The following is a 24621-nucleotide window of genomic DNA, read 5'->3' on the forward strand; positions in this document are numbered from 1 at the left end:
ACCCAGACTTTGGGCGGGCAATTGCCGCGCCGCTACACTGGCACGGGCGCCGGATCCCGGTTCCATGTTCCCGAGGCGCCGGTGCCGCCGCCCGTCAACAGCCAGCGCGGTGGGTTCCACCGCCGTCCTCCTTCATCAGTGAGCGAGTGCATGAGCCTCATAGTCCAGAAATTCGGCGGATCGTCGGTCGCCGACGCCGAGGGCATCAAGCGCGTGGCGCAGCGCGTCGTCGACACGCAGGCGGCCGGCCATCAGGTGGTGGTCGTCGTCTCCGCGATGGGCGACAGTACCGACGAGCTGCTGGACCTCGCCGCCCAGGTGAGTCCGGCGTCGTCCGATGCCCGCGAGATGGACATGCTCCTCAGCGCGGGCGAGCGCATCTCGATGGCCCTGCTCGCCATGGCCATCCACGGCATCGGGGCGTCGGCGCAGTCCTTCACCGGCAGCCAGGCCGGTATGATCACCGATGCCATCCACGGCAAGGCCCGCATCATCGACGTCTCACCGCATCGCATCCGGACGGCCATCGAAAAGGGCGACATCGCCATCGTCGCCGGATTCCAGGGCATGAGCCGTGACAGCAACGACATCACGACCCTCGGTCGGGGCGGCTCGGACACCACCGCCGTCGCGCTCGCGGCCGCACTCGACGCCGACGTCTGCGAGATCTACACCGATGTCGACGGCGTCTACACGGCCGACCCCCGGGTCGTCCCGTCGGCGCAGAAGATCGACACCATCTCGAGCGAGGAGATGCTCGAGATGGCCGCCTCGGGTGCCAAGATCCTGCACCTGCGCTGCGTCGAGTACGCGCGGCGCTTCGGGGTGCCCATCCACGTCCGCTCCTCCTTCAGCCATAACGAGGGCACCTGGGTCCTGCCCAGCCCTGACGACCAGATCAAGATTCAAGAGGGAGAACCCTTGGAACAGCCCATCATCTCCGGTGTCGCGCACGACCGCTCCGAAGCGAAGGTCACCGTCGTCGGCGTGCCCGACATCCCCGGGAAGGCCGCAGAGATCTTCGGCATCGTCGCGGGCACCAACACGAACATCGACATGATCGTCCAGAACGTCTCGACGCATGGTTCGGGACGCACGGACATCTCCTTCACCCTGCCGATCGTCGACGGCGCCGAGGCCCTCGCCGCGCTCGGCGAGGCGCAGGACCGTGTCGGCTTCGAGAGCGTCGAGTACAACGAGACGATCGGCAAGCTCTCCCTGATCGGCGCCGGCATGCGGTCGAACCCGGGTGTCTCCTACCGCTTCTTCCGGGCACTGTCCGACGCCGGCGTGAACATCGACATGATCTCGACGTCGGAGATCCGCATCTCCGTGGTGACGGGGGCCGACCTCCTCGACACCGCGGTCCGCGCCGTGCACGCGGCCTTCGAGCTCGACGGCGACACCACGGCGACCGTCTACGCCGGCACAGGGCGCTAGCCTCCCCTCCAGGGAACGAGAAAGGCCGGTGGATGATCCACCGGCCTTTCTCGTGTCAGTCAGGTACTGCTACTTCTCCCCGGTCGGGGTGATGGCTCCGCTCGGACCCGTCAGGAGCTTGGCCGCCGGGTCGACGGCCGGGAGCTGGGCCGCGGCCTCGCCCTCCCCATCGACGACGACGGTCACGTAGGTCACGGCGGAGGACCCTGCGTAGGACACCCGTCCCACGTAGGAGCCGGGGGTCAGGCCGGTCCAGGCGAGGGTCACGGCACCCGTGCTGCCGTTCGCGAGGACGAGCGGGTTGGGTGTCAGCGTCGCATTGTTCTCGCCGCTCTTCAGGATCGCAGCATCGATGGTGCCGGTGGTCGGCGCGTTGTCGGTGCTGGCGTACAGGTTCGCGATGATCCGGTAGGTGCCGGCTGCCGGGTTCGGGATCGTGATGGTCTCACTGGCATCGGACGTTGCCACCTGGGTCACGGTGCCGTTCGGCCTGACCACGGCCATGTCGAAGTCCGCGGACAGATCATCCGACAGCACCGAGAACTTGGCCACGGAAGTACCCGCGGGCACCGTGACGGTCTTGGATGCGTTGGATGCGTTGTCGGTGTCTTCGAAGTCGCCCGGCACCAGGCTGATCGCCGTCGAGTCCGCCTTCGAGAGACCCTCGAGCGTCATCTGGATCGGGCTGTTCGTGCCCGAGGTGACGTCGAAGCTGCCGCTTCCGTCAGGTCCGGCGGAGGAGAAGGCCACCTCGTTCGGCGCGTTGACGGCCTGGGGACGGACGGCCACCGGGGAGGTGACCTTCTTGCCCTGGCCGGACCAGGTCAGCGACCCGGCGGCGAACGTGCCGGACGGTGCGCTCTGGTTCTCGAAGGAGACCTTGAACGTGCGGGTCTCCCCCGGTGCACTGAAGTTCAGGACCGACGGCGTGACGGTCACCTTCACTCCGGGCACGTTGGCGGTCGCGCGGTAGAGCCCGGGCGTCAGGGCGGTGACCGTGCGGGTCACCTCGATACGGCCGGTCAGGTTGCCGAGCGCGAACGACGGGACGTTGGTGTCCTTTGCTGCAACGGGCTCGATGCCATCGATACCCAGCGCGACGCCGGTGCCTTCGATGAAGCGCAGGTAGTCGTCGATCTCCTGGTCGTAGACCAGTCCGGGGCTGAGGACGCTGGCCGGGTTGATGTGTCCCGCGCCCACGGCGAGGACGTCGGTCTCGACGCCGCCGGTGGCGGTCTTCAGCGGGTAGGCCGTGGTCATCATCGCGGATTTCACGGTTGCCGGGGACCAGGCGGGGTTCTTGCCGAGCACCAGGGCGGCGAGGCCGGCGACGTGCGGCGACGCCATCGACGTTCCCGACAGGAAGCCGAACTGCTCACCGTTCGAGCCGACGGTGGAGACGCCGGCGAGGACGGCGACACCCGGAGCCGTGACGTCCGGCTTCAGGAGGTCGGAGTCGGTCGCGAGCAGCGGGCCGCGCGAGGAGAAGCCTGCGACCTGGGGCGCGGGAGGCAGGGGCTTGCCCGTGGTGTCCGTGGGCTGCAGGGCAACGGTGAGTGCCGGGTTGGCCGCGACCTTCGCCTTGAGCTCGAGTGCTTCGGGAGCATTGACGTGCACTGTGGGAACTGCGTGCTGGTCCGTGTCGGTCGAGGAGTCGACGAGGTTCACCAGGATCATGCCGACACCCCCGCCGCGTGCGACCTCGGCGCTCTTGGCGGCGCGGTCGACGACGCCTCGGTCGCAGACCACGATCTTGCCGGCGACCTTTGCGGGATCGAGCGTCTTGGGACCGCAGAGGTTCGGGTTCGCCGCGCCTGCTGCCGCAGCATTGGCGGCGAGAACGACGGGGCTGGCCGGGACGCCGTTACGCATGATCGACGCTCCGCGGTACTTGGTGCCGTCGGAGAACTCGGCGGTCCCCTGCAGTTCGTAGCTGAACGTGCTGGCGGCGACCGTGGTTAGCCAGGGAGCTCCGTGATTGACGGTGCTGGCCGCGGGACCGGAGTTGCCGGCCGAGACCGCGACGAAGACACCTGCGGCCGTCGCCGAGAGGAAGGCGAGGGACACGGGGTCCGTCGTCGTCGTCGTGCTGCCGGAGATCGAGTAGTTGAGGACGTCGACGCCGTCGAGGACGGCCTGGTTGATGGCCGCGATGGCGGAGGAGGAGTAGCAACCGCCCGTATTGGGATTGGTGTCCTCCCAGCAGATCTTGTAGACCGAGACCTTGGCGGCAGGAGCGACACCGGAGGAGACGCCGAAGTTGCGGCCGTCGACGGTCTGGGTCACGCCGGAGTTACCCGCCGCGGTGCTCGCGGTGTGCGTGCCGTGGTTGTCGATGTCAACCGGGGAGAGGACTTCCTCGGGTGCGCGGTTCTCCGCCGGAACGCTCGCGAGGAACGTGTCGGCGAAGTAACGGGCCGAGAGGACCTTCGAGTTGCAGAGGCTGCCGTCGAAGCCCTCGCCGACCTGGCAATCACCGGTGAAGGTGGAGCCGTCGGACTTGAGCATCGCGATGTCGCCTACGGCGTTGAGGTAGGGCACTCCCACCTTGGGCTTCGCATTGCCCTTGAGCGGCCGGACGGGGTCGCCTGCGAGGAAGGGGTTGTCGGGCGCGTACCCGGTGTCGATCACGCCGACGACCGTCCCGGCGCCCGCGTTCTTCTCTCCGCCGAACTGCGTCTTCCAGGTACCCTTGTTGCCGCCCAGGCCGAGGAAGTCGATGCTCGAGTAGTCGGGGGCGTTCTCGACGTCCGGCGCCACGAGGAGGACCTCGTCGCTCTTGGCCAGCTGGACGGCCTGGTCGGCACTGAGATCCGCCGCGAAACCGTTGAGCGCCGCCGTGTAGGTGCGCTTGATCTCGACGTTCTCCTCGGCGGCGACCTCCTGCTGCTTGGTCTCGAGGAACTCCGAGTACTGCTTGACGTTGTCGGCTGCGGCGTCGAGCTTGCGGCCCTGCTCGGGTTTGGTCGGGGCGATGCCCTGCACGCCGCCCTCGTAGGTGGCCAGCGGCTTGTCGGCGAGCACCACGATGTACTTGCCCGCCGGGTACTGCGCTGGGTCCAGCTCCTTGGCCGGCGCCTTCTGCGGCGTCACCGAATCGGACTGGGCGGGAGCTGCGAAGGCAGCAGGCGCCACGGCCGTCGATGTCACCAGTAGCGGCAGACCCAGGACGATGGCCGCGGCAGCGCGCATGGCGCCGCTACCCCGTCCGTCTTTTCTCCGTCGTGTCATAGGACAGTGAGACCTTTCATGAAGTGCGGTCCGGCCACGGCCGTTCCCCCGGTGCCGCGGTCTCCCGAATAGGACCCGATCTGTGATGATGCCCACAGACGCCACGGCGAATTCAAACTTACCCGAGGCAACTCATGCGGTCAGCCCGGTTCCGTGTACGCCGGGCACAATTTCCCCGCAGTATTTACCGATTCAACTCGCGGTGATAATGGAAGGATGTCCGACGTCCTCCTGCCCCGCTTGCAGGCGGTCGACTGGCAGGATCGTGAACGGCGACACCAGGAACGTGCCGCGCGCGTCGCGGACCCCTATCTCGACCGCCGGTCCCGCGGCGTCAGGCATCCCGTCGAGGACTTCCTCTTCACCTACTACAACCAGAAGCCGGGCCAGCTCCTGCGCTGGCACCCGGGTGCCGGTGTGGTGCTGGCGGGAGCGGCGGCGGCCGGACGCGCCACCTGGAAGTACTACACGGCGGACGACGACGGCGTGCGGGTGGATGTGCACCGGTTCACGGCGGAGCGGCGCGAGGCCGTCGACTTCGCCCGGCTGATCCTCGCCCGGACGGCGGCACGGCCGGCGCAGTTCGGCTGTTTCGGGCTCCACGAATGGGCCATGGCCTACCGGTCGGCAGTGCACGGCGTGCGGCACGAATACCTGCGACTCCGGCTGGGGACCGCGGGCACGGACGACGTCGTCGAGCAGTCCCGCATCCGGTGCACCCACTTCGACGCCTTCCGTTTCTACGCGCCGGAAGCCGTGCCCCTCAATGAGCATGCGCCCACGCGGGAGACGCAGCGGGACCTCGAACAGCCGGGCTGCCTGCACGCCAACATGGATCTCTACAAGTGGGCGTACAAGCTCACTCCCCTCCTGCCGAGCGAACTGGTGATGGACTGTTTCGAGCTGTCGTGGCGGATCCGCACGATGGACATGAGGGCATCACCGTACGACCTCTCGGATTGGGGGTACGCGCCCATCGCCATCGAGACGGCCGAGGGCAAGGCCGAGTACGTCCGTCTGCAGCGCGGCTTCGCCGAGGAATCGCAGGCGCTCCGGGCGCAGTTGCTCGACCACCTCGAGAGGGCGCTCGCCGGGTCGTGACGGTGCGGGGCCGGACCGATCCCGCCTGGATCGCGAACCCGTCGCGATGCCGACCCTCGGCGGGCCGGTCGTCGATGGTCCGGACCGGGACGCTCCGCCGTCGTCCCTCGTTGAGCCTGCATCAGCCGTTACGCTGGCAGCCGAGGGGGACCACCATGACGACGCCTGTCCTGATGCGAGCAGCCCGGCCACGCCGAGGAGCTGTGCGGCTCGCGCTCGTCCTCGCAGCACTGCCCCTCGCCCTCTCCGCATGCGGCGGGCCGGCGACCGAACCGACAGAGCAGGAGACCGCCGTGCAGTCCTCCCCCGATCCCTCCGGGCCTTCCGGGCCTTCCGGGCCTTCCGGGACACCTGAGGCTTCCGGGCCTTCCGGAACTCCCGTGCCCTCCGGGACACCCGGAGCCTCGACGCCGATGCCGGACGGCAGCGCCGTGCCGACGGCATCTCCCGCCGCCTCGGGAACCACGGCCCTGCTGACCATCTCCATCCAGCAGGACGCGTCCGCGGAGCCCGTGCAGTATGTCCTCGAATGCGTGGACGGCGCGCCTGGTCCCGCATCGACGCTCCCCGGCGCCGAGGCCGCCTGCGCCGCCCTCGCCCGGCTCGGCACGAAGTTCTTCACGGCCCGCCCCGACAAGGACATCATCTGCACCCAGCAGTACGGGGGCCCGCAGACCGCGAGCATCACCGGCACGCTGGACGGGACGTCGATCCTCGCCGCCTTCGCCCTGACTGACGGCTGCGAGATCTCGCGCTGGAACAGGGTCCGGGACATCCTCGGGGCCCCGGGGGCGCAGTAGCGCCTCCCCGCGCGCCGGGCACCGTCCGGGGCGGGTTCGGCTGCCCGCCCTCGCCCCTCGGGAGTGGGACCTACTGCCCATGTCGTCCCCGAAGGCGTCCGAAGAGGAGTCCGGCGGCGCCGGACAGGTGCCGGGCGAATCCCCGGTAGACTTGTAGGGCAAGCTCGCGGAGCGCCGGTGTCAACCCAGATGCGGCGTGAGACGGCACTTCCGGGCTACTGCATTTAATGCTGGAATCCCCAGCACTTGCCGCTCACGCACAGGAGTTGCCGGATGCCCCGGATTGTTGTCGACGTCATGCCCAAGCCCGAGATCCTCGACCCGCAGGGTAAGGCGATCGCCGGAGCCCTCCCCCGGATCGGCCTCACCGGGTTCGCCGGTGTCCGCCAGGGCAAGCGCTTCGAGCTCACCGTGGACGGTGACGTCACCGAGGAGGTCCTCGAGCAGGCCCGCCACGCCGCCACCACGTTGCTGTCGAACCCCGTCATCGAAGATGTCACGCGCGTGGAGGTTCTCGAGGAGGACGCGCAGTGACCACATCCAATATCGAGACGCCCCTCATCGGCGGCCCGCAGCCGGTCGCCTCGAACAATGAGGACAGCCCGCTCAACGGCGTGAAGGTCGGCGTCGTCACGTTCCCCGGCTCGCTCGACGATCGCGACGCCGTCCGCGCCGTCCGCCTCGCAGGCGGCAGCGCGATCCACCTGTGGCATGGCGACCACAGCCTGCAGGACGTCGACGCCGTCATCATCCCCGGGGGGTTCTCCTACGGCGACTACCTCCGGGCAGGCGCCATCTCCCGCTTCGCCCCACTCATGGAGCAGATCACCGAGGCAGCATCAGGCGGGGCCGACGCCCTGCCCGTGCTCGGCATCTGCAACGGTTTCCAGGTCCTCACCGAGGCGCACCTCCTGCCCGGCTCGATGATCAAGAACAACGACCTCCACTTCATCTGCCGCGACCAGCGCCTCCGGGTCGAGAACGCGGACACGTTCTGGACGTCGGAATACGCGCAGGGCGAGGAACTCGTCATCCCGCTCAAGAACCAGGACGGCCAGTTCGTCGCGGACAACTACACGCTCGACGAACTCGAGGGCGAGGGCCGCGTCGTCTTCCGCTACGTCGGCGGCAACCCCAACGGCTCACGCCGCGACATCGCCGGCATCTCGAACGCTGCAGGCAACGTCGTCGGGCTCATGCCCCACCCCGAGCACGCGGTGGAGGCGGGCTTCGGACCCGACTCCTCGGCGCGCGGGGAGGTCGAGGTCCGTGGTGGCACGGACGGTCTCGGCATCTTTACATCGGTACTCAAGAAACTGGTTGGTTAAGGTGACTGCAGAGGCAACGTCCAAGAAGTTCAACATCGACACCGTCGCGAACGCCGAGGCCACCCCGGGCCAGGCGCTTCCCTGGGCCGAGCTCGGCCTGAAGGAGAACGAGTACCAGCGCGTCGAGGAGATCCTCGGCCGCCGGCCCACCGGCGCGGAGCTCGCCATGTACTCGGTGATGTGGAGCGAGCACTGCTCCTACAAGTCCTCCAAGGTGCACCTGCGCCAGTTCGGCGACAAGGTCACCGAGGCCATGAAGGAGCACCTCCTCGTGGGCATCGGCGAGAACGCCGGCGTCGTCGACATCGGGGACGGCTGGGCCGTGACGTTCAAGGTGGAGAGCCACAACCACCCGTCCTTCGTGGAGCCCTACCAGGGTGCCGCGACCGGCGTCGGCGGCATCGTGCGCGACATCATCTCGATGGGCGCACGCCCCGTCGCCGTCATGGACCCGCTGCGCTTCGGTGCGATCGACCACCCCGACACCGCGCGACTCGTCCACGGCATCGTCTCGGGCATCGGCGGCTACGGCAACTCCCTCGGCCTGCCGAACATCGGCGGTGAGGTGGTCTTCGACTCCGTTTACCAGGGCAACCCGCTCGTCAACGCCCTCGCGGTCGGCGTACTGCGCCACGAGGACATCCGCCTCGCCAACGCTTCCGGCGCCGGCAACAAGGTGGTCCTCTTCGGCGCCCGCACCGGTGGCGACGGCATCGGCGGCGCGTCCGTCCTCGCCTCCGAGTCCTTCGACGACGCCAAGCCCTCCAAGCGGCCCGCGGTCCAGGTGGGCGATCCGTTCGCCGAGAAGGTGCTCATCGAGTGCTGCCTCGAACTGTTCAAGGCCTCCGTGGTCGAGGGCATCCAGGACCTCGGCGCCGCAGGCATCTCCTGTGCGACGTCGGAACTGGCGTCGAACGGCGACGGCGGCATGCACGTCGAACTCACCAACGTGCTGCTGCGCGATCCCTCCCTGACCCCGGGCGAGATCCTCATGTCGGAGTCGCAGGAGCGCATGATGGCGGTCGTGACGCCCGAGAACGTCGCGGCGTTCGAGGCGATCATGGACAAGTGGGCCGTGGAGTACTCCTGGCTCGGCGAGGTCACCGACACCGGGCGCCTCATCATCGAGTGGGACGGCCAGAAGATCGTCGACGTCGATCCGCGCACCGTCGCCCACGAGGGACCCGTCTACGACCGCCCGTACCACCGGCCGGAGTGGCTGGACGGCGTCCAGGCGGATCGTTTTGCACCCGAGCAGCCTGCGGACCTGCGCGAGGCCGTGCTCGAACTCATGGCCTCCCCCAACATGTGCGCGAAGAACTGGGTGACGGACCAGTACGACCGCTACGTGCAGGGCAACACGGCGCTCGCCATGCCCGACGACGCCGGAGTGGTTCGCGTGGACGAGGAGACCGGCCTCGGCGTCGCCATCTCCACCGACGCCAACGGCCGCTACTCCTACCTCAACCCCTACGAGGGCGCACGCCTGGCCCTCGCGGAGGCCTACCGCAACGTGGCCACCTCGGGCGCCGAGCCCCTCGCCGTCACCGACTGCCTGAACTTCGGATCCCCCGAGGACCCCGAGGTCATGTGGCAGTTCGCCGAGACCGTGCGCGGGCTCGCGGACGCGTGCCAGGAACTCGGTGTGCCCGTGACCGGCGGCAACGTCTCGCTCTACAACCAGACCGGCGGCGTCGCCATCCACCCCACCCCGGTGGTCGGCGTCCTGGGCGTGTTCGACGACGTCGCGCGGCGCACGCCGTCCGGCTGGCGTGAGGACGGCCAGGCCGTCTACCTGCTGGGCACGACGGCGGACGAGCTGGACGGTTCCGAGTGGGCCAACCTGCGCGGCCACCTCGGCGGACAGCCTCCCGCGCTGGATCTGGCAGCGGAGAAGACCCTCGCGGCGATCCTCGTCAACTGCTCGCGTGACGGCATGATCGACGCCGCCCACGACCTCTCCGAGGGCGGCCTCGCCGCCGGCCTGAGCGAGATGGCGCTGCGCTTCGGCGTCGGTGCGCGGATCGGGCTCGACGAGCTCTGCGAGCGCGACGGCATCGACGCGTTCACCGCGCTGTTCAGCGAGAGCCAGGCACGTGCCGTCGTCAGCGTCCCCCGCTCGGAGGAAGTGCGCTTCAACGACATGTGCACGGCCCGGAACTTCCCGACCATCCGCATCGGTGTGGTCGATACGGAGAACCAGTCACTCGACGTGCAGGGCTACTTCAACCTGCCTCTGGACCAGCTCCGGAAGGCCCACGAGGAAACCCTGCCGAAGCACTTCGGCTAGTCGCTCCACCGGGGCAGCTCGCCCGGCCGGCAGGAGGCCGCCACCCGACCGGGTGGCGGCCTCCTCCGTCTTCCGGGCCGATCGGAGTCCACCGCGGACTGCTTCTTGGGGTTGGGCCGCCGCGCCGGGTGCCCAACCCCGTGGCGGCGTTCCACCGCACCTGAGCCGCAGCCCCGGTTTTACAGTCCGACGACGACGGCTGCCTTCTCCGTCCCCCGGGACCGAGCGGAGTCCACCCCGGCGGGGGCCTGACGGGGGCGGAGGGCGGGACTTACCGGGCCAGACCGTGGCGGATGCCCCAACCCGTGGCGGCGTTCCACCGCATCCAGGCCGGAGCCCCGGTTTTACAGTCCGACGACGACGGCTGCGGCGGCTGCCGCCCGCCAGCCGTCAGGAATCAGCTGCCATGCCAGGGAGCGGCCGGATCAACGGCTCAGGCAGTCTTGGGCATCGCCGTGACGACGACGTTCTTGCCCCAGGGGTCCTCGGTGTAGCAGCTGATAAGGACCACGCGGTTCGGGACGATGTTCCAGATGTCGCTGTCCTTCAGGGTGTCCTTATCATGCGTGAGGACAGAATCGACGACGTACGTGATGTCGCCCGTCTGCGTGGTGAGCGTGAACTCGCTTCCCACGAGCGCTTCGTTGCTCAGCCGGTTGAAGGGTGCGTCCTGGCCGTCCCAGCTGTGCCCGGCGATGTAGGTGGTGTTGTTCGAGCCTGCGCCGGGAACCCCGTACGGGGTGAGCCAGTAGGCGTCGATGGTGAGCGGCGGCACCAGCGACTGCGCTGCCAGGTCCGCATCGCTGGGGGTCAGCGGGAGCACGGCCATGTCGATGCCAGCGTCGGCGAAGGACAGCGCAATGGGTTGGGATGCGGCAGGCCCTGGGTCCGCTGCGGGCGCCGCGGGGGCTGCTGAAGGGGCTGCCGAAGGCGTCGCGACAGCGGAGAGTGTGCTCGACGGCGCGGCCGATGGCGCGGAGTCCGGCGGCAGGACAGAAACGGCGATCGCGAGGCCGGCCGCCGCGACGAGCGGAAGGGCTATCCACCGCTTCCGGGACCGCTGGGGGACCCCGGTGCGCGCAGGGGCGCCGGGCTGCTGGGCGGCCGGTTCGTCGACTCCGTGCTGTTCCATGCGGTGCGCTGTCCTGGGGTGGTGAGGGATGGTGCACCGTCCTGGCCCGGCGAATGGTTCTGGACCAGATCGCCGGGCCGGGACGGCTCGGTGCTAGCGCTGTGCGCGTGCGAGGCGGCGCATACGGGCAGCGGTGGCCACGGGCACAGCGACACCGACTGCCAGCAGCGCGGCGAGGAGGGCGACGGCCGGGCTGTCGTCCTCGGTGGCGACGGCGGTCTGGACGTTGAGGCCCTGGTTGGTCGCGACTGGAGCGACCGGGGTGACCGGAGCGGCCGGGGTGACCGGAGCGGCCGGGGTGACCGGAGCAGCCGGGGTGACGGGGGCTACCGTCACGGGCACAACCGGGGGAACGACCGGCGCCACCGGAACAGGAACCACGACGGGCGTGACGGGCTCGACGCCGATGGCGCCGGCGTCACAGGCGGCAAGGAATGCCTTGAACAGGGCGATGAGCTCTGCTGCGGCTGCTTCATCCCCGCTCAGCTGGGTGATGAGCGCGTCGGCGGCGACCGATGCGTCGTCGAGTGCATCCTCCGCAGCCTGTACCTCGGGGGTGTAGACAGCCACCTGGTAGGCGGCGGCGGCGGCATCGGCGGTGTTGAGCGCCGCTGCCTGCGCAGCGAGTGCGACGGTGAGCTCGCCCTGCGCCGCGACGACGGACGCGGCGGTCACGTCCCCTCCAGCTGCTGCAAGGGCGGCGTCGTACTCGGCCTGCTCGGTTGCTGCCAGCGCGAGTGCGGCCTGGTAGTCCTCGTCCGCCTGCGCCAGGACCGCTTCCGCATCCACCGCAGCCTGGGAGGCCAGTGCGGCCTCGCTCACGGCCTCGTAATTCTCCGCAGCGGCGACGACGGCCGCCGTTGCGAGCTCGAGCTGGCTGACGAAGGCGACGTCGATCCCGGCGGCGCCGAGTGCTGCGTTGAACTGGACGGATGCCTGCAGGCAGGCTGCGTCACCCGGTGCGGCTGAAGCCATCGGAGCCCCGAGGAACAGTCCACCGGCGAGAAGGGTGGCGGTGGATCCTGCGGCGATCCATCTTTTGGTAACGATCATGTGTGCGCGTCTCCTGACACGTAGTTTCCCCCGGGCCGTTCCCGACGGCGCAGCCTGCGGTGCCACACGCAAGCGGCGTCCTCCTCCGGAGGGCGCCGCGAGACAAGAAGCCGGAATCCGCCGATCGCTGATCCAGGGAGTTGCTCCCGAAGTTGCTGGGTCTTCCCTGGGCGATCACTGTGTTCCTCAACCTAGGGCCGTTCGGTGTCTGAAGCAATGAGTCAGTCGTCCAGCTATGTAACAGTTCGGTATCAGCGCATGCCGGCGACCCGATCGCCCGAACACGTCCCCATCGATGCCGGCAGGCACACGATACGGTCAGGTGCCCGCGGCCAGCTCCCGCGCCGCCTTTACATAGCGCGACAGGACGTACCGCTGGGTCAGCCGGGTCACGGGCGCGGCGAGCCGGAACAGGAGGCTTGCGGGCATGCTGTAGGCCGAGCAGATGAACAGCAGGCGGTTGTCCGCGGTCAGTTCCGCAAAGAAGCCCTCCTCGCCCCGCACGGGATGCCCGGGTAGTGTCCCGTAGCCGAATCCGCCGCGCTGTCCCGGGACAGCCCTGCCCGCGCCGTCGAGCCGGGCCGCCTTCGCCCAGATGACCCTGCAGGGCGCCTTGATCCGGGCCGGCCCCACACCGAACCCGGAGACCACGCGCCCGCCGGGCGCCGCCCGTTCTGCATTCGACTCCATGGTGAGGCCGGCACGACGATGCAGTTCCCACCCGAGGATCCCCTCGGTGAGGGCGGCGAACGCCCCGGACGGGTCGTCGGTCGGGATCTCGTGGGTCTCGACCATCACGGTATAGCCGGCGGGCCAGCCACCCTCGAGCGGCTCGGGGAAGGGCCTGTCCGTAGCGCCTTGCTCCTCGTACGTGAACTGCTCCATGCTGTTCCCCTTCCGATGCGCGCCGGCTTCTGCCGACAGCGGGCGTGCTGCCCCAGGGCCTTCGTCCCAACCTAGTGGACGGGAAACATACCCGGGCGGCCGGAGCAGTGGCAGGATGGTGTCCACACCGGACCGGACCCGCACCTGCGACGTACGCGTCCGCCGATCCGGCAAGGAGGCGGGATCACCATGGCACCAAAGACGGCGTCCAACAGGTCATCGAAGAAGCTGGGCCATACGTCGGCCGGAAAGAATGCCGGAAAGGATGCCGCGGACAAGGCATCCGACGCCGCCGGGGAGGTCGTCAACTCGAAGGGCTTCGAACTCGCGGCCCGGGCCGGGTACGTGGCGGCAGGCATCCTCCACTTCCTGATCGGCCTGATCGCCCTCGGTCTGGCAAGCGGCCGTTCAGGGAGCGCGGACCAGAGCGGGGCCATCGGGCAGTTGGCGGGCAGTCCGGGCGGAACGTTCCTCCTGTGGTTCTGCTTCATCGGGTGCATCGCCCTCGCCCTGTTCCAGCTCAGCGAGGTGTTTCTCGGTGCCAAGGGTGGGAGCGACAAGGACAAGCTCAAGTTCCGGCTGAAGAGCGGCGGCCAGGCCGTCGTCTACGCCGCGCTCGGCGTGACCTTCGGAAAATACGCTCTCGGTGGCTCGAGCAGCAGCAGTGGCAGCACGAAATCGCTGACCGCGTCGCTGATGTCGAACCCCGCGGGCACGGCCCTCCTCCTCGCGGTCGGCGTCGGCATCCTCGCGATTGGCGGCTACTTCATCTACAGCGGCGGCACCCGACGGTTCCTCCAGAAGCTCTCGGGCCTCCCGGCCGGCGGTACCGGCAGCGCCGTCGTCGCGCTCGGGACCGCAGGGTACGTCGCCAAGGGGATCGCCCTCGGCGTGCTCGGGATCCTCGTCATCGTTGCCACGGTGACGAACGACCCCGGGAAGTCGACAGGGCTCGACGGCGCCCTCAAGGCGCTGCGTGACCAGCCGTTCGGTCCCTGGCTCCTCGGTGCCGTGGCGCTGGGCCTCATGGCCTACGGCGTCTTCATGGTGGTGAGGTCGAAGTACCAGCGCCTGTAGCTAGAGGCCGAGTGCCGGTGCCTCCATCGCGGGGCAGGTGTCCATGACGACGTCGAGCCCTGCCTCCGCTGCACGCCGGGCAGCGTCCTCGTCGATGACGCCGAGCTGCAGCCACACCGCCCTGGCACCGACGGCGATCGCCTGGTCGACCACGGCGCCCACCCGGGACGAGTTGACGAAGCAGTCGACGACGTCGATGCTTCCCGGGACGTCCGCGAGCCGCGTGTAGCCCTTCTGCCCGTGGACGTCGTCGCCCTTCAGGCTCACCGGGATGATCTCCATCCCGAGCCCGTCCATCAGGAAGCGTGAGACGCCGACGGCGACGCGGCGCGGGTTGTTGGACAGACCCACCACCGCCCAACGGCCGTGCTCCGTCAGGAGCCTCCGAATTACCTGCGGATCGTTCTGGTGTGCCACGGCGCCTCCTTCGACCTCGGGTTTGTTACAGCCTTTGTTACACGCCCTATTTTGCTCCTCCCCTCCTGCAGGCGTTTCATAGGAGGGACCATCCCGAGCGGCCGAGAGACCTGGATCGATGAAGCCGCAGCAACCCTGGTTGTCCGCATCCCCCTGATGCCGGGCAATATCGAGGCCCGAGCCACGGGAACCACCGCGAACGGTGGCGAAGGCTCGTCCCGTAGGGTGCTACCGCCAGGACCGATGGAGACACCATGACCGCAGTTCTGGCACCGGGCAGCACCAAGCCCCACCACAAGCAGGCCCTCGGGGTTCGGTTCTCCGGCCTCGGGCGCAGCTTCGGCTCGTCCGGCGACCGGCGGGTCGTGCTCAGGGACGTCACCGTGGAGGTGAAGCCGGGCGAGATCCTCGCCATCCTCGGCACCAGTGGATGCGGCAAGTCCACCCTCCTGCGTGCCGCCGCCGGCCTCGACATCCCCGACAGGGGGGAGGTCCTGATCGATGGCACGCCCGTGACCGGCATCGACGAGCGGTGCGCCGTCGCGTTCCAGGAACCCCGGCTGCTGCCCTGGCACACCCTGCAGGCCAACGTCGCGATCGGGCTGCCCAAGTCCTCCAGCGCCAGCGCCGGCAAGGCGAAGGTCCTCGAGCTGCTGAAGCTCGTGGGCCTCGATACCTTCGCGAAGCACAGGCCGCGCGAGGTCTCCGGGGGCATGGCCCAGCGCACATCGCTGGCCCGCGCCCTCGCCCGCAACCCCGGAGTGCTGTTGCTCGACGAGCCCTTCGGAGCCCTCGACGCCCTGACGCGCATCAAGATGCAGGACCTCCTGCTGGACATCCACCGCGCGCAGCCCACCACGGTGCTGCTTGTCACGCACGACGTCGACGAGGCACTGCAGCTCGCCGACCGGATCCTCGTCCTCGGACGCGGCGACACCGACCAGTCCGGTTCCACCATCGCGGAACTCGTGACCGTGCCCGGCGCACGCCCGCGGGACCGCAATTCCGCCGACCTCGGGGTGCTCCGCAGCTCCCTGCTCTCCCTGCTCGGCGTCACCGGACACTAGCCCGGCTTCCGCCGCCCCCGGCGCTGCCGGACCGCGGCGCCTTCCTGCCCTTTCGCACCACCCACTCAAAGGACCACCATGAACCGCCGCGCCTTCCTGCCCACCCTCGCACTCGCCACGGCACTCTCGCTCAGCCTCAGTGGCTGCATGGCCGGCGAGAACGCCTCCGACACCCAGGCAGCGGCCGGGGACGCCACGCAGGGCGGAACCCTCAACATCGACTTCGCCACCTACAACCCCCTCAGCCTCATCATCAAAAAGCAGGGCTGGCTCGAGGACGAGCTCGCGGACCAGGACATCACCGTCAACTGGGTACAGTCCGCAGGCTCCAACAAGGCCAATGAGGCCCTGCGTGCCGGAGCGATCGACGTCGGTTCCACGGCCGGTTCCGCCGCCCTGCTCGCGCGCTCGAACGGCTCCCCCATCAAGGCGATCGACATCTACTCCCAGCCCGAATGGGCAGCCCTCGTGACGCTGCCGGACTCTGGCATCACCAGCGTCGAGGACCTGCGCGGCAAGTCCGTCGCCGCCACCCGCGGCACCGACCCGTACTTCTTCCTGCTGCAGGCACTGGAGGCCGCGGGCGTGGAACAGTCCGACGTCACCATCGAGAACCTGCAGCACGCCGACGGGCGCGCCGCGCTGGCGAGCGGCGCGGTGGATGCCTGGTCCGGGCTGGACCCGATCATGGCCGCCGCGGAGCAGGACGGCGCGCAGCTGTTCTTCCGGGACATCGACTACAACACCTACGGCTTCCTCAATGCGACGGAGGACTTCCTCTCGGAGAAGCCCGACGTCGCGCAGACCGTGGTGAACGCCTACGAGAAGGCGCGGGAGTGGGCCAAGGAGAACCCCGAGGAGACGGCGTCGATCCTCGCGGAGGTCGCCGGCATCGACCAGGCCGTGGCGAATTCGGTGATCATCGAGCGCACCAACCTCGACGTCGATCCCGCCCCCGGTGATGCCCAGCGCAACGTCCTCGAGAAGATCGGTCCCGTCTTCGTCGAGACCGGCGACGTGCAGAGCCAGGACCAGATCGACGACGCCCTCGGCTCCCTCCTCGATGCCTCGCTCGTCGAGAAGGCGGACCCGGCCGCCATCGGTTCCGACTCATGAGTGCGGAGTACCTGACGGGCAGCAGCGCGACTCCCATCAGCAAGGAGGGCCTCGAGGCGACCGGCTCCCCGGCGATCGCGCCCCCACCCGGAGAACCCGCGGCAAAGGGCTCCGGTGGACGCACACGCCTGCCGGGCGGACGCCGCGCCGGCGTCGTCCTGCTCGGGCTCATCGTCCCGGTGCTCATCCTGCTCGCGTGGCACCTCAGCACCGCCTCGGGGTACTTCCGGTCGTCGCAGCTGCCCTCCCCGGCGTCGGTCCTCGCGGCCGCCGTCGACCTGGTGCAGCGGGGACAGCTGGCCAACCACATCCTGATCTCCACCCAGCGCGTGCTGCTCGGCTTCCTCATCGGCTCCCTGCTCGGGGTGCTGGCCGGCGCCCTGCTGGGACTCTCCCGCATCGCCGACATCCTCCTGACACCTACGGTCGGAGCCCTCCGCGCGGTTCCGTCCCTGGCCTGGGTCCCGCTGCTGGTCCTCTGGATCGGCATCAACGAGGACTCCAAGGTCACGCTGATCAGCATCGGTGCGTTCTTCCCCGTGTTCACCACGCTCTACCTCGGGCTGCGCCACGTGGACCGCAACCTCGTCGAGGCGGCGCGCGCCTTCGGGCTCAACGGCGTCCGCCTGCTGACCACCGTGCAGCTTCCCGCCGTCGTCCCCGCGCTGTTCTCGGGCCTGAGGCTCGCCCTCGCACAGTCCTGGCTGTTCCTCGTGGCGGCAGAACTCATCGCCTCCTCGATGGGCCTGGGCTTCCTGCTGACGGATTCCCAGCAGACCGGCCGCGTCGACCGGATCATCCTCGCGATCATCCTGCTGGCCGTCATCGGCAAGACCACGGACGCCCTGCTGGGCATCGCCGAACGCTGGGCGGTGCGGCGATGGGCGTAGGTACGACGACGCCGGAAGGGGTCGCTGCAGTGGAAGCCGACCGGCTCGCCTTCTGGGCCGAGCAGGCAGGCAGGCTCGAGTGGGACACCCCGTGGCACACGCTCCACACCTTCGACAGGGCACTCCCGCAGGAGGACGGATCACTCAGCGTCCCCGTCATCGAGTGGTTCGCCGGGGGTACCCTCAACGTCGCCGCGAACTGCGTCGACCGGCATGTGCGGGCCGGCCGGGGCGACAGGGTCGCGCTCCACTTCGAGGGCGAGCCCGGGGACCGCCGCACTATCACCTATGCGCAACTGCAGGAGGAGGTGTCGCGCGCGGCCAACGCCCTGCTCGCCCTCGGCGTCGGCAAGGGCGACCGCGTGGTCATCTACCTCCCCGTCCTCGTCGAGACGGTCGTGATCACCCTCGCCTGCGCGCGCATCGGAGCAGTGCACTCCCTCGTGTTCGGCGGTTTCTCCGCCGAAGCCCTCCGCTTCCGGGTGGAGGACACCGGGGCCAAGCTGCTCGTCACCACGGACGGCCAGTTCCGCCGGGGCGCCGCCGTCCCGGTGAAGGCCAATGCCGACGCCGCGGTGGCGGGTACGAACAGCATCGAGCACGTCCTCGTGGTGCGCCGCACCGGCTCGGAGGTCGCCTGGACCGAGGGGCGCGACGTGTGGTGGCACGACATCGTCGACACCGCTTCCGCGCACCACGAGCCGGAGGCGTTCGACGCCGAGACGCCGCTGTTCATCATGTACACCTCCGGTACGACGGGGAAGCCGAAGGGGCTCGTGCACACCTCCGGGGGCTACCTCACGCAGGCGTCGTGGAGCTTCGAGCACCTCTTCAGCAATCCCGATCCGTCGCTGCGGGACCGCGACGTCCACTGGTGCACCGCCGACCTCGCGTGGGTCACGGCGCACACGTACGAGCTGTACGGTCCGCTGTCCAACGGCGCCACGCAGGTCCTCTTCGAGGGCACCCCGAACACGCCCCATCCCGGCCGCCACTTCGAGATCATCGAACGCTACGGCGTCACCAGCTACTACACGGCGCCCACACTGGTCCGGTCACTGATGGGCTGGTTCCCCGACGGCGTCCCGTCCTCCTACGACCTCTCCAGCATCCGCGTCCTGGGGACGGTCGGCGAGGCGGTCAACCCCGAGGCGTGGCGCTGGTTCCGCAGGAACCTCGGTCGCGACGAGGTTCCCGTCGTGGACACCTGGTGGCAGTCCGAGACCGGGGCCACGGTCCTCTCGCCCAGCCCCACGGACACCGACTTCAAGCCCGGTTGCGCCGCGCGGGCCCTCCCGGGCGTCAGCACCCGCATCGTGGACGAGGAGGGCCGCCCGGTGCCTCCCGGCGTGCAGGGGCTGATCGTCGTGGACCGCCACGGCCCAGCCATGGCACGCACCGTCTGGGGCAACCCGCAGCGCTACCTCGACTCCTACTGGCGGAAGTTCGCCGCGCAGGGGTGGTTCCTGGCCGGCGACGGCGCCCGGTACGACGACGACGGCGACACCTGGATCCTGGGGCGCGTGGACGAGGTCATCAACGTCTCCGGCCACCGCCTCTCCACGATCGAGATCGAGTCCGCGCTCGTGGCGCACCCGCTCGTGACCGAAGCCGGCGCCTGCCCTGTTCCCGACCCACTGACGGGCCACGCCATCGCGGCGTTCGTGGTGCTGGCGCCGGGCGCGGATCCGGACGCGGACGTGTCGGCCACGCTGCGCGCCCATGTCGCGGAGGCCATCGGGCCGATCGCGCGGCCCTCGGCCGTCGTCGTCGTTCCCGATGTGCCCAAGACGAGGTCCGGGAAGATCATGCGGCGCCTGCTGACGCAGCTCTACGAGGGCTCGCCGCTCGGTGACACCACCTCGCTGCAGAACGAGGGCTGCATCCCCGGCATCCAGGACGTCCTGGCCGGCAGGAACTGACCCGCCTAGAAACTGACCCGCGTTAAAAGGAGGAAGCGGCAGGCGCCCCGTCCAAGCACCTGCCGCTTCCCGTGTGGGGTCCGTCCCGGTACTAGCCCGCTACCCGAACGAAGGATGCTCCCGGGAGGTCCGAGAGAGGGTGCTGCATGGTGAGGTTCGAGCCGTTCATGCCGCTGCTGATGACCTGGCCACCGCCGACGTAGATCGCCACGTGGCCGGCCGTGATGACGATGTCGCCGGGGGCCGGGGTCGCCACGGTGGTGCCGAACTGGAAGAACTGCGAGGGGCCGAGGTCGCCGACGGGGATGCCGGCGGCACGCAGTGCGGTCTCCACCAGGACGGTGCAGTCCTGGATCATGCCGGCTGCGAGCTGCGCCTGTGCCGATGCCACGAGGGTGCCGGCGACGCCGCTGGAGGAAGCGATCGGGGCGATGTCCGCCGAGGCGAGGTACACGCTCGATGCGGGAGCGGGAGCGGGAGCGACCGGGGCCGGCGCGACGGTTGCGGCCTGCTGGACCGGCGCTGCCGGGGCGAGAGCGGGTGCCTGCTGGGTCACCGCTGCGGGAGCGGTGGCCACGGGAACGGACACGACGGGAACGGCGGTCTGCGCCGGGGCCTGCGATCCGGCTCCGGCGGGGATGGCGATGCTGTCGCCCGGGAAGATCACCGAGGTGAGCGAGAGGCCGTTCGCCGCCAGGACCGCGGTCAGGTCCACGCCGTAGGCGGCCGAGATCGCGCTGAGGGTGTCGCCCGCGACGACGGTGTGGGTGGTGCCCGATGCGGCGGGTGGAGCAGCGGGTGCCGGAGCGACCGACGCAGCGGCAGCAGCAGCGGGAACCGGCGTCGTGCCCTGGTCGGTGTATTCACCGGCGTGGGCGGTGCCGACCGCACCGAGCGCGAGGCCCGAGGTGACGGCGACGATGGCGATCGGCCGGCCGACGGCGGTGGCCGAAGCCTTCGCGGCGCGGGACAGGCCCGTCAGCGCGAGGTTGCCGTCGATGTCGGCACGGTGGCGTGCCGGGGAAGTCTTTCGTGACATGGATCTATACCTCTCCCATGCCTGCGGGGTGAGCTGTCGGGTTCGGATGGGAGACACCCGGCCGTGCGCACATCGGTTTCGGAACTGCGCAGCGACTTGACCCCAGGGACGCAGGCTGGACCTGCACGTCCCGGTGGAACTGTGGTTCCCCCGTCCCCGCCTCGGTGATGACGAACGTATCCCGTTCGGCGGCAGGGCTCGGCAATCCATCCGGGAGGGCCTCCCATGGACGGAGGCACGCTTCGACGATACCCAGCGCTCCCCGCGTTTGTCACATTTGCATAACGGCCCGTATCCTACGCGCGGAGGGACCGCCAGCGACGGAAGGCGAGGACCGTCCCACCCGCGCTGAGGGCCAGCAGCACCCACTGCTGCACGTAGAACCAGGCGGAGGCCGCCGCCCCGGCACTGCCCGCGACCAGCAGGAGGCTGCTCCCCAGGGTGACGGTCAGCACGACACCGACGCAGAAGAGCGTGTTCCAGAGCTTGCGTTCCTGCGTGCGTTCCGCGGACTTCCAGCTATCCATTCCTCCACCCTAGGCATGAGAGCCCACGCCCGGTGATGCATCCCTGCCACCGGGCGACACATTGTTTGGTTCTGCGGCCCTCCGATGTCACACTCGACGTTGACCATCCCGAGCGGCTGAGAGATCTGGCTCACTGACGCCGCAGCAACCCTGGCCCCCGCACCATCGCGGCGACATTAGGGTGCTACTGCCAGACCGATGGAGGAAACCATGAGCGTCGCCGACCTTTCCACACCCCTGAAATTCGCCTACTGGGTCCCCAACGTCAGTGGCGGCCTGGTGGTCTCGACCATCGAGCAGCGCACCAGCTGGGACTTCGACTACAACAAGAAGCTCGCTCGCATCGCGGAGGACGCCGGCTTCGAGTACGCCCTGTCCCAGACCCGCTACGCCGCGTCCTACGGCGCGGACAAGCAGCACGAGGCGACGTCGTTCTCCCTGGCCCTGCTGGCGGCCACCGAGAAGCTGAAGGTGATCGCCGCCGTCCACCCGGGCATGTGGCACCCCGGTGTGCTCGCGAAGTACATCATCACCGCGGACCACATCTCGAACGGCCGCGCCGCCGTCAACATCGTCTCCGGCTGGCTAAAGGACGAGTTCACCAACTTCGGCCTCGAGTGGCTCGAGCACGACGAGCGCTACGTCCGCACCGAGGAGTTCATCCGCGTGCTGCGCGGGCTCTGGACGGAGGAGGGCTACAGCCAGGCGGGCAAGTACTACAACATCAAGGACTTCACCCTGAACCCGGCGCCCGTGGACGTCCCGGGGCGTCCCCACCCCGAGATCTTCTTCGGCGGGAACTCGACGGCGGCCCAGGCCACCGCGGGCCGCGTGGCCGACTGGTACTTCTCCAACGGCAAGGACCTCGAGGGGTTCAAGGAGAACATCGCCGGCGTCCGGGCGTCCGCCGAGCAGGCCGGACGGCGTCCGAAGTACGGCCTCAACGGGTTCGTCATCGCCCGCGACTCCGAGAAGGAGGCGCGCGACACCCTGCGCGAGATCGTCGAGAAGGCACACCGCCCCGCGGTGGAGGGCTTCCGCGACGCCGTGCAGGAAGCGGGTCCCTCGACGAAGGACGGCAAGGGCATGTGGGCCGACTCCACCTTCGAGGACCTCGTGCAGTACAACGACGGCTTCAAGACCCAACTCATCGGGACGCCCGAGCAGATCGCCGAGCGCATCGTGGAGTACAAGAAGATCGGCGTGAACCTCTTCCTCACCTGCTATCTGCACTTCCAGGAGGAAGTGGCCGCCTTCGGCACCGATATCCTGCCGATCGTGCGGGAACTCGAGGCGGATGCGGCCCGCAGGGCGGGAGTGGACTTCGATCCCGACGGCACGCTCGCCGTCCCCAGCAAGGCAGGTGTCTGATGGCAGAACGTTCCTTCGGTTTCCGTACGCGGGCGCTCCACGCCGGCGGTACGCCGGACGCCACCCACGGCGCCCGGGCCGTGCCGATCTACCAGACGACGTCGTTCGTCTTCAAGGACACGAACGACGCCGCCAACCTCTTCGCCCTGCAGAAGTACGGCAATATCTACTCGCGCATCGGAAACCCCACCGTCGCGGCGTTCGAGGAGCGCATCGCGTCCCTCGAGGGCGGCATCGGTGCGGTGGCGACGGCGTCGGGCATGAGCGCGGAGTTCATCACCTTCGCGGCGCTCTGCCAGGCAGGCGACCACATCGTCGCCGCCTCGCAGCTGTACGGCGGGACGGTCACCCAGCTGGATGTCACGCTGCGCCGTTTCGGCATCGAGACCACCTTCGTCCCGGGAACGGATCCGGCCGACTACGCGGCGGCGATCCGCGAGAACACCAAGGCCGTCTACGCCGAGGTCATCGCGAACCCCTCGGGCGAGATCGCGGACCTCGCGGGCCTGGCCAAGGTGGCCCATGACGCCGGCGTGCCGTTCATCGTCGACTCCACCCTCAGCACGCCCTACCTGGTACGACCCATCGAACACGGCGCGGACATCGTGATCCACTCCGCCACCAAGTTCATCGGCGGGCACGGCACCACCCTCGGCGGTGTGATCGTGGAGAGCGGCCGCTTCGACTGGGGCAACGGCAAGTTCCCCATGATGACCGAGCCCGTCCCCTCCTACGGGAACATCCAGTGGTGGGGGAACTTCGGCGAGTACGGATTCCTGACCAAGCTCCGCACCGAACAGCTCCGCGACATCGGGCCCTCGCTGTCGCCGATGTCGGCCTTCCAGCTCCTGCAGGGCGTCGAGACCCTCGCCCAGCGCCTCGACGAGCACCTCGAGAACGCGCAGGCCGTGGCCGAGTGGCTGCAGGCCGACCCCCGTGTCGAGTACGTCAACTACGCGGGGCTCCCCACGCACCCGCACCACGAGCGTGCCAGGACGTACCTGCCGCAGGGCCCCGGATCCGTGTTCAGCTTCGGCATCAAGGGCGGGCGCAAGGCGGGCCAGAAGTTCATCGAGTCGCTGCAGCTCGCCTCGCACCTCGCGAACGTGGGCGATTCCCGCACCCTCGTGATCCACCCGGGCTCGACGACGCACCAGCAGCTCTCCGCGGAGCAGCTCGTCGCCGCGGGCGTCCCCGAGGACCTCGTCCGCATCTCGGTGGGACTGGAGGACCTCGACGACATCCTGTGGGACCTCGACCAGGCGCTCGAGATCGCGGTGAACGCCTCCGACGATGCATTCGACGAGCTCCCGCAGGAGGCGGCCGGAGGGAACGACGACGACCCCTCGACGACACGGGCAGTAGGAGTGGGAGCATGAGCAATACCGCACCGGAACGGACCTGGGAAGGGCCGTCGGCCCCCGAACGCCTGAACCTGCTGAGGAACGCGCGGTCCGTGGCGATCGTCGGAGCATCGGACAAGCCCTCGCGGGCCTCCTACTTCGTCGCGACCTATCTCCAGTCGTCCTCGCCCTACCGCCTGTACTTCGTGAACCCGGTGGCGAAGGAGATCCTCGGGCAGCCGGCCTACGCGTCCCTCAAGGACCTCCCCGAAGTACCCGACGTCGTCGACGTGTTCCGCAAGCACGACGACCTGCCGTCCGTCCTGCAGGAGACGCTCGACGTCGGCGCGAAGACCCTGTGGCTGCAGCTGGGCTCCTGGCACGAGGACGTCGCACGCGACGCCGAGGCGGCCGGCCTGAACGTCGTGATGGACCGCTGCATCAAGATCGAGCACGCCCGCTTCCACGGTGGGCTCAACCTCGCGGGCTTCAACACCGGCATCATCTCCTCGAAGCGGCAGATCACCTCGTAGGGAGCACCGCCCCCGCCGGAGCAGGAACAAGGCCGCCCGCAGACGAGAGAAGCCGGAAC

Annotated in this window: 21 protein-coding genes and 2 riboswitches; of the genes, 14 read left to right on the top strand and 7 right to left on the bottom strand. The window is 69.1% G+C overall.

What is annotated here, in order from left to right:
- Window positions 1-150 precede the first annotated feature (150 nt).
- Window positions 151-1440 (top strand): aspartate kinase, encoded by a 1290-nt coding sequence (locus tag P5G52_RS00515; RefSeq protein ID WP_301224041.1) that lies wholly within the window; start codon window positions 151-153, stop codon window positions 1438-1440.
- 69 nt (window positions 1441-1509) lie between these two features.
- On the opposite strand, the gene P5G52_RS00520 is transcribed toward P5G52_RS00515, so the two are convergent.
- Window positions 1510-4632: a S8 family serine peptidase gene (locus P5G52_RS00520; RefSeq protein ID WP_301224042.1), complete on the bottom strand. Its 3123-nt coding sequence runs from the start codon at window positions 4630-4632 to the stop codon at window positions 1510-1512.
- A 255-nt stretch (window positions 4633-4887) separates the two neighbouring features.
- On the opposite strand from P5G52_RS00520, the gene P5G52_RS00525 reads away from it, so the two are divergent.
- From P5G52_RS00525 to purL, 5 genes are all read left to right on the top strand, one after another.
- Window positions 4888-5772 carry a 3-methyladenine DNA glycosylase gene (locus P5G52_RS00525; RefSeq protein WP_301224043.1) on the top strand — a complete coding sequence of 295 codons (885 nt, stop codon included), beginning with the start codon at window positions 4888-4890 and terminating at the stop codon, window positions 5770-5772.
- Between the two features lie 155 nt (window positions 5773-5927).
- Window positions 5928-6572 carry an SSI family serine proteinase inhibitor gene (locus tag P5G52_RS00530; RefSeq protein WP_301224044.1) on the top strand — a complete coding sequence of 215 codons (645 nt, stop codon included), beginning with the start codon at window positions 5928-5930 and terminating at the stop codon, window positions 6570-6572.
- A 273-nt stretch (window positions 6573-6845) separates the two neighbouring features.
- Window positions 6846-7106 carry a phosphoribosylformylglycinamidine synthase subunit PurS gene (purS, locus tag P5G52_RS00535; protein WP_301224045.1) on the top strand — a complete coding sequence of 87 codons (261 nt, stop codon included), beginning with the start codon at window positions 6846-6848 and terminating at the stop codon, window positions 7104-7106.
- The gene (purQ, locus tag P5G52_RS00540; RefSeq protein ID WP_435868626.1) at window positions 7103-7900 is read left to right on the top strand and encodes a phosphoribosylformylglycinamidine synthase subunit PurQ; all 798 of its coding nucleotides are present in this window, start codon (window positions 7103-7105) and stop codon (window positions 7898-7900) included. Before purS ends, purQ begins: the two co-directional genes overlap by 4 nt.
- Window position 7901: 1 nt before the next feature.
- Window positions 7902-10190: a phosphoribosylformylglycinamidine synthase subunit PurL gene (gene purL / locus P5G52_RS00545; protein WP_301224046.1), complete on the top strand. Its 2289-nt coding sequence runs from the start codon at window positions 7902-7904 to the stop codon at window positions 10188-10190.
- A gap of 433 nt (window positions 10191-10623) precedes the next feature.
- Here the strand turns inward: purL and P5G52_RS00550 are convergent, their stop codons facing one another.
- The 3 genes from P5G52_RS00550 to P5G52_RS00560 form a co-directional block, all read right to left on the bottom strand.
- On the bottom strand, window positions 10624-11322 hold the full coding sequence (locus tag P5G52_RS00550; RefSeq protein WP_301224047.1) for a class F sortase: 699 nt from the start codon (window positions 11320-11322) through the stop codon (window positions 10624-10626).
- Window positions 11323-11415: 93 nt separating this feature from the next.
- The gene (locus tag P5G52_RS00555) at window positions 11416-12375 is read right to left on the bottom strand and encodes a hypothetical protein (protein WP_301224048.1); all 960 of its coding nucleotides are present in this window, start codon (window positions 12373-12375) and stop codon (window positions 11416-11418) included.
- 318 nt (window positions 12376-12693) lie between these two features.
- Window positions 12694-13260, bottom strand: coding sequence for a DUF1990 domain-containing protein (locus P5G52_RS00560; protein ID WP_301224049.1), 567 nt, complete (start codon window positions 13258-13260; stop codon window positions 12694-12696).
- Window positions 13261-13449: 189 nt separating this feature from the next.
- Here P5G52_RS00560 and P5G52_RS00565 point away from each other — a divergent pair, with 189 nt between their 5' ends.
- Window positions 13450-14337 (top strand): DUF1206 domain-containing protein, encoded by an 888-nt coding sequence (locus tag P5G52_RS00565; RefSeq protein WP_301224050.1) that lies wholly within the window; start codon window positions 13450-13452, stop codon window positions 14335-14337.
- Here the strand turns inward: P5G52_RS00565 and P5G52_RS00570 are convergent, their stop codons facing one another.
- Complete coding sequence (locus P5G52_RS00570; protein WP_301224051.1) at window positions 14338-14754, bottom strand: CoA-binding protein; 417 nt, start codon at window positions 14752-14754, stop codon at window positions 14338-14340. It lies immediately after the preceding gene.
- 254 nt (window positions 14755-15008) lie between these two features.
- On the opposite strand from P5G52_RS00570, the gene P5G52_RS00575 reads away from it, so the two are divergent.
- The 4 genes from P5G52_RS00575 to acs all read left to right on the top strand — a co-directional run bounded on the left by P5G52_RS00575 (window position 15009) and on the right by acs (window position 19749).
- Window positions 15009-15821, top strand: a complete 813-nt coding sequence (locus tag P5G52_RS00575) for an ABC transporter ATP-binding protein (RefSeq protein ID WP_301224052.1) — start codon at window positions 15009-15011, stop codon at window positions 15819-15821.
- A 78-nt stretch (window positions 15822-15899) separates the two neighbouring features.
- Window positions 15900-16937 (top strand): aliphatic sulfonate ABC transporter substrate-binding protein, encoded by a 1038-nt coding sequence (locus P5G52_RS00580; RefSeq protein WP_301224053.1) that lies wholly within the window; start codon window positions 15900-15902, stop codon window positions 16935-16937.
- Window positions 16934-17827 carry an ABC transporter permease gene (locus tag P5G52_RS00585; RefSeq protein ID WP_301224054.1) on the top strand — a complete coding sequence of 298 codons (894 nt, stop codon included), beginning with the start codon at window positions 16934-16936 and terminating at the stop codon, window positions 17825-17827. Before P5G52_RS00580 ends, P5G52_RS00585 begins: the two co-directional genes overlap by 4 nt.
- Window positions 17818-19749 (top strand): acetate--CoA ligase, encoded by a 1932-nt coding sequence (gene acs, locus P5G52_RS00590; protein WP_301224055.1) that lies wholly within the window; start codon window positions 17818-17820, stop codon window positions 19747-19749. Before P5G52_RS00585 ends, acs begins: the two co-directional genes overlap by 10 nt.
- Before the next feature lie 91 nt (window positions 19750-19840).
- On the opposite strand, the gene P5G52_RS00595 is transcribed toward acs, so the two are convergent.
- A complete protein-coding gene (locus tag P5G52_RS00595) occupies window positions 19841-20788 on the bottom strand; it encodes a C40 family peptidase (RefSeq protein ID WP_301224056.1) in 948 nt (315 codons plus the stop codon).
- A gap of 3 nt (window positions 20789-20791) precedes the next feature.
- A riboswitch (cyclic di-AMP (ydaO/yuaA leader) is annotated at window positions 20792-20965 on the bottom strand.
- A 119-nt stretch (window positions 20966-21084) separates the two neighbouring features.
- Complete coding sequence (locus P5G52_RS00600) at window positions 21085-21315, bottom strand: hypothetical protein (protein WP_301224057.1); 231 nt, start codon at window positions 21313-21315, stop codon at window positions 21085-21087.
- A 100-nt stretch (window positions 21316-21415) separates the two neighbouring features.
- A riboswitch (SAM riboswitch) is annotated at window positions 21416-21520 on the top strand.
- On the opposite strand from P5G52_RS00600, the gene sfnG reads away from it, so the two are divergent.
- The 3 genes from sfnG to P5G52_RS00615 all read left to right on the top strand — a co-directional run bounded on the left by sfnG (window position 21514) and on the right by P5G52_RS00615 (window position 24562).
- Window positions 21514-22686, top strand: coding sequence for a dimethylsulfone monooxygenase SfnG (gene sfnG, locus P5G52_RS00605; RefSeq protein ID WP_301224058.1), 1173 nt, complete (start codon window positions 21514-21516; stop codon window positions 22684-22686). Its footprint overlaps the riboswitch before it by 7 nt.
- A complete protein-coding gene (locus P5G52_RS00610) occupies window positions 22686-24065 on the top strand; it encodes an O-acetylhomoserine aminocarboxypropyltransferase/cysteine synthase family protein (RefSeq protein ID WP_301224059.1) in 1380 nt (459 codons plus the stop codon). The genes sfnG and P5G52_RS00610 overlap by 1 nt, the downstream gene beginning before the upstream one ends.
- Entirely contained in the window at window positions 24062-24562 is a 501-nt protein-coding gene (locus tag P5G52_RS00615; RefSeq protein WP_087072799.1) for a CoA-binding protein, read from the top strand. The genes P5G52_RS00610 and P5G52_RS00615 overlap by 4 nt, the downstream gene beginning before the upstream one ends.
- Window positions 24563-24621: the final 59 nt, after the last annotated feature.

The sequence above is a fragment of the Arthrobacter burdickii genome (assembly GCF_030433645.1).
Classification (GTDB): Bacteria; Actinomycetota; Actinomycetes; order Actinomycetales; family Micrococcaceae; genus Arthrobacter_D; species Arthrobacter_D burdickii.

Coding starts and splice junctions, on each gene's coding strand:
- P5G52_RS00515 (WP_301224041.1), top strand. CDS start 151: ATGAGCCTCATAGTCCAGAAATTCGGCGGATCGTCGGTCGCCGACGCC.
- P5G52_RS00520 (WP_301224042.1), bottom strand. CDS start 4,632: ATGCGCGCTGCCGCGGCCATCGTCCTGGGTCTGCCGCTACTGGTGACA.
- P5G52_RS00525 (WP_301224043.1), top strand. CDS start 4,888: ATGTCCGACGTCCTCCTGCCCCGCTTGCAGGCGGTCGACTGGCAGGAT.
- P5G52_RS00530 (WP_301224044.1), top strand. CDS start 5,928: ATGACGACGCCTGTCCTGATGCGAGCAGCCCGGCCACGCCGAGGAGCT.
- purS (WP_301224045.1), top strand. CDS start 6,846: ATGCCCCGGATTGTTGTCGACGTCATGCCCAAGCCCGAGATCCTCGAC.
- P5G52_RS00550 (WP_301224047.1), bottom strand. CDS start 11,322: ATGGAACAGCACGGAGTCGACGAACCGGCCGCCCAGCAGCCCGGCGCC.
- P5G52_RS00555 (WP_301224048.1), bottom strand. CDS start 12,375: ATGATCGTTACCAAAAGATGGATCGCCGCAGGATCCACCGCCACCCTT.
- P5G52_RS00560 (WP_301224049.1), bottom strand. CDS start 13,260: ATGGAGCAGTTCACGTACGAGGAGCAAGGCGCTACGGACAGGCCCTTC.
- P5G52_RS00565 (WP_301224050.1), top strand. CDS start 13,450: ATGGCACCAAAGACGGCGTCCAACAGGTCATCGAAGAAGCTGGGCCAT.
- P5G52_RS00575 (WP_301224052.1), top strand. CDS start 15,009: ATGACCGCAGTTCTGGCACCGGGCAGCACCAAGCCCCACCACAAGCAG.
- P5G52_RS00580 (WP_301224053.1), top strand. CDS start 15,900: ATGAACCGCCGCGCCTTCCTGCCCACCCTCGCACTCGCCACGGCACTC.
- P5G52_RS00585 (WP_301224054.1), top strand. CDS start 16,934: ATGAGTGCGGAGTACCTGACGGGCAGCAGCGCGACTCCCATCAGCAAG.
- acs (WP_301224055.1), top strand. CDS start 17,818: ATGGGCGTAGGTACGACGACGCCGGAAGGGGTCGCTGCAGTGGAAGCC.
- P5G52_RS00595 (WP_301224056.1), bottom strand. CDS start 20,788: ATGTCACGAAAGACTTCCCCGGCACGCCACCGTGCCGACATCGACGGC.
- P5G52_RS00600 (WP_301224057.1), bottom strand. CDS start 21,315: ATGGATAGCTGGAAGTCCGCGGAACGCACGCAGGAACGCAAGCTCTGG.
- sfnG (WP_301224058.1), top strand. CDS start 21,514: ATGGAGGAAACCATGAGCGTCGCCGACCTTTCCACACCCCTGAAATTC.
- P5G52_RS00610 (WP_301224059.1), top strand. CDS start 22,686: ATGGCAGAACGTTCCTTCGGTTTCCGTACGCGGGCGCTCCACGCCGGC.
- P5G52_RS00615 (WP_087072799.1), top strand. CDS start 24,062: ATGAGCAATACCGCACCGGAACGGACCTGGGAAGGGCCGTCGGCCCCC.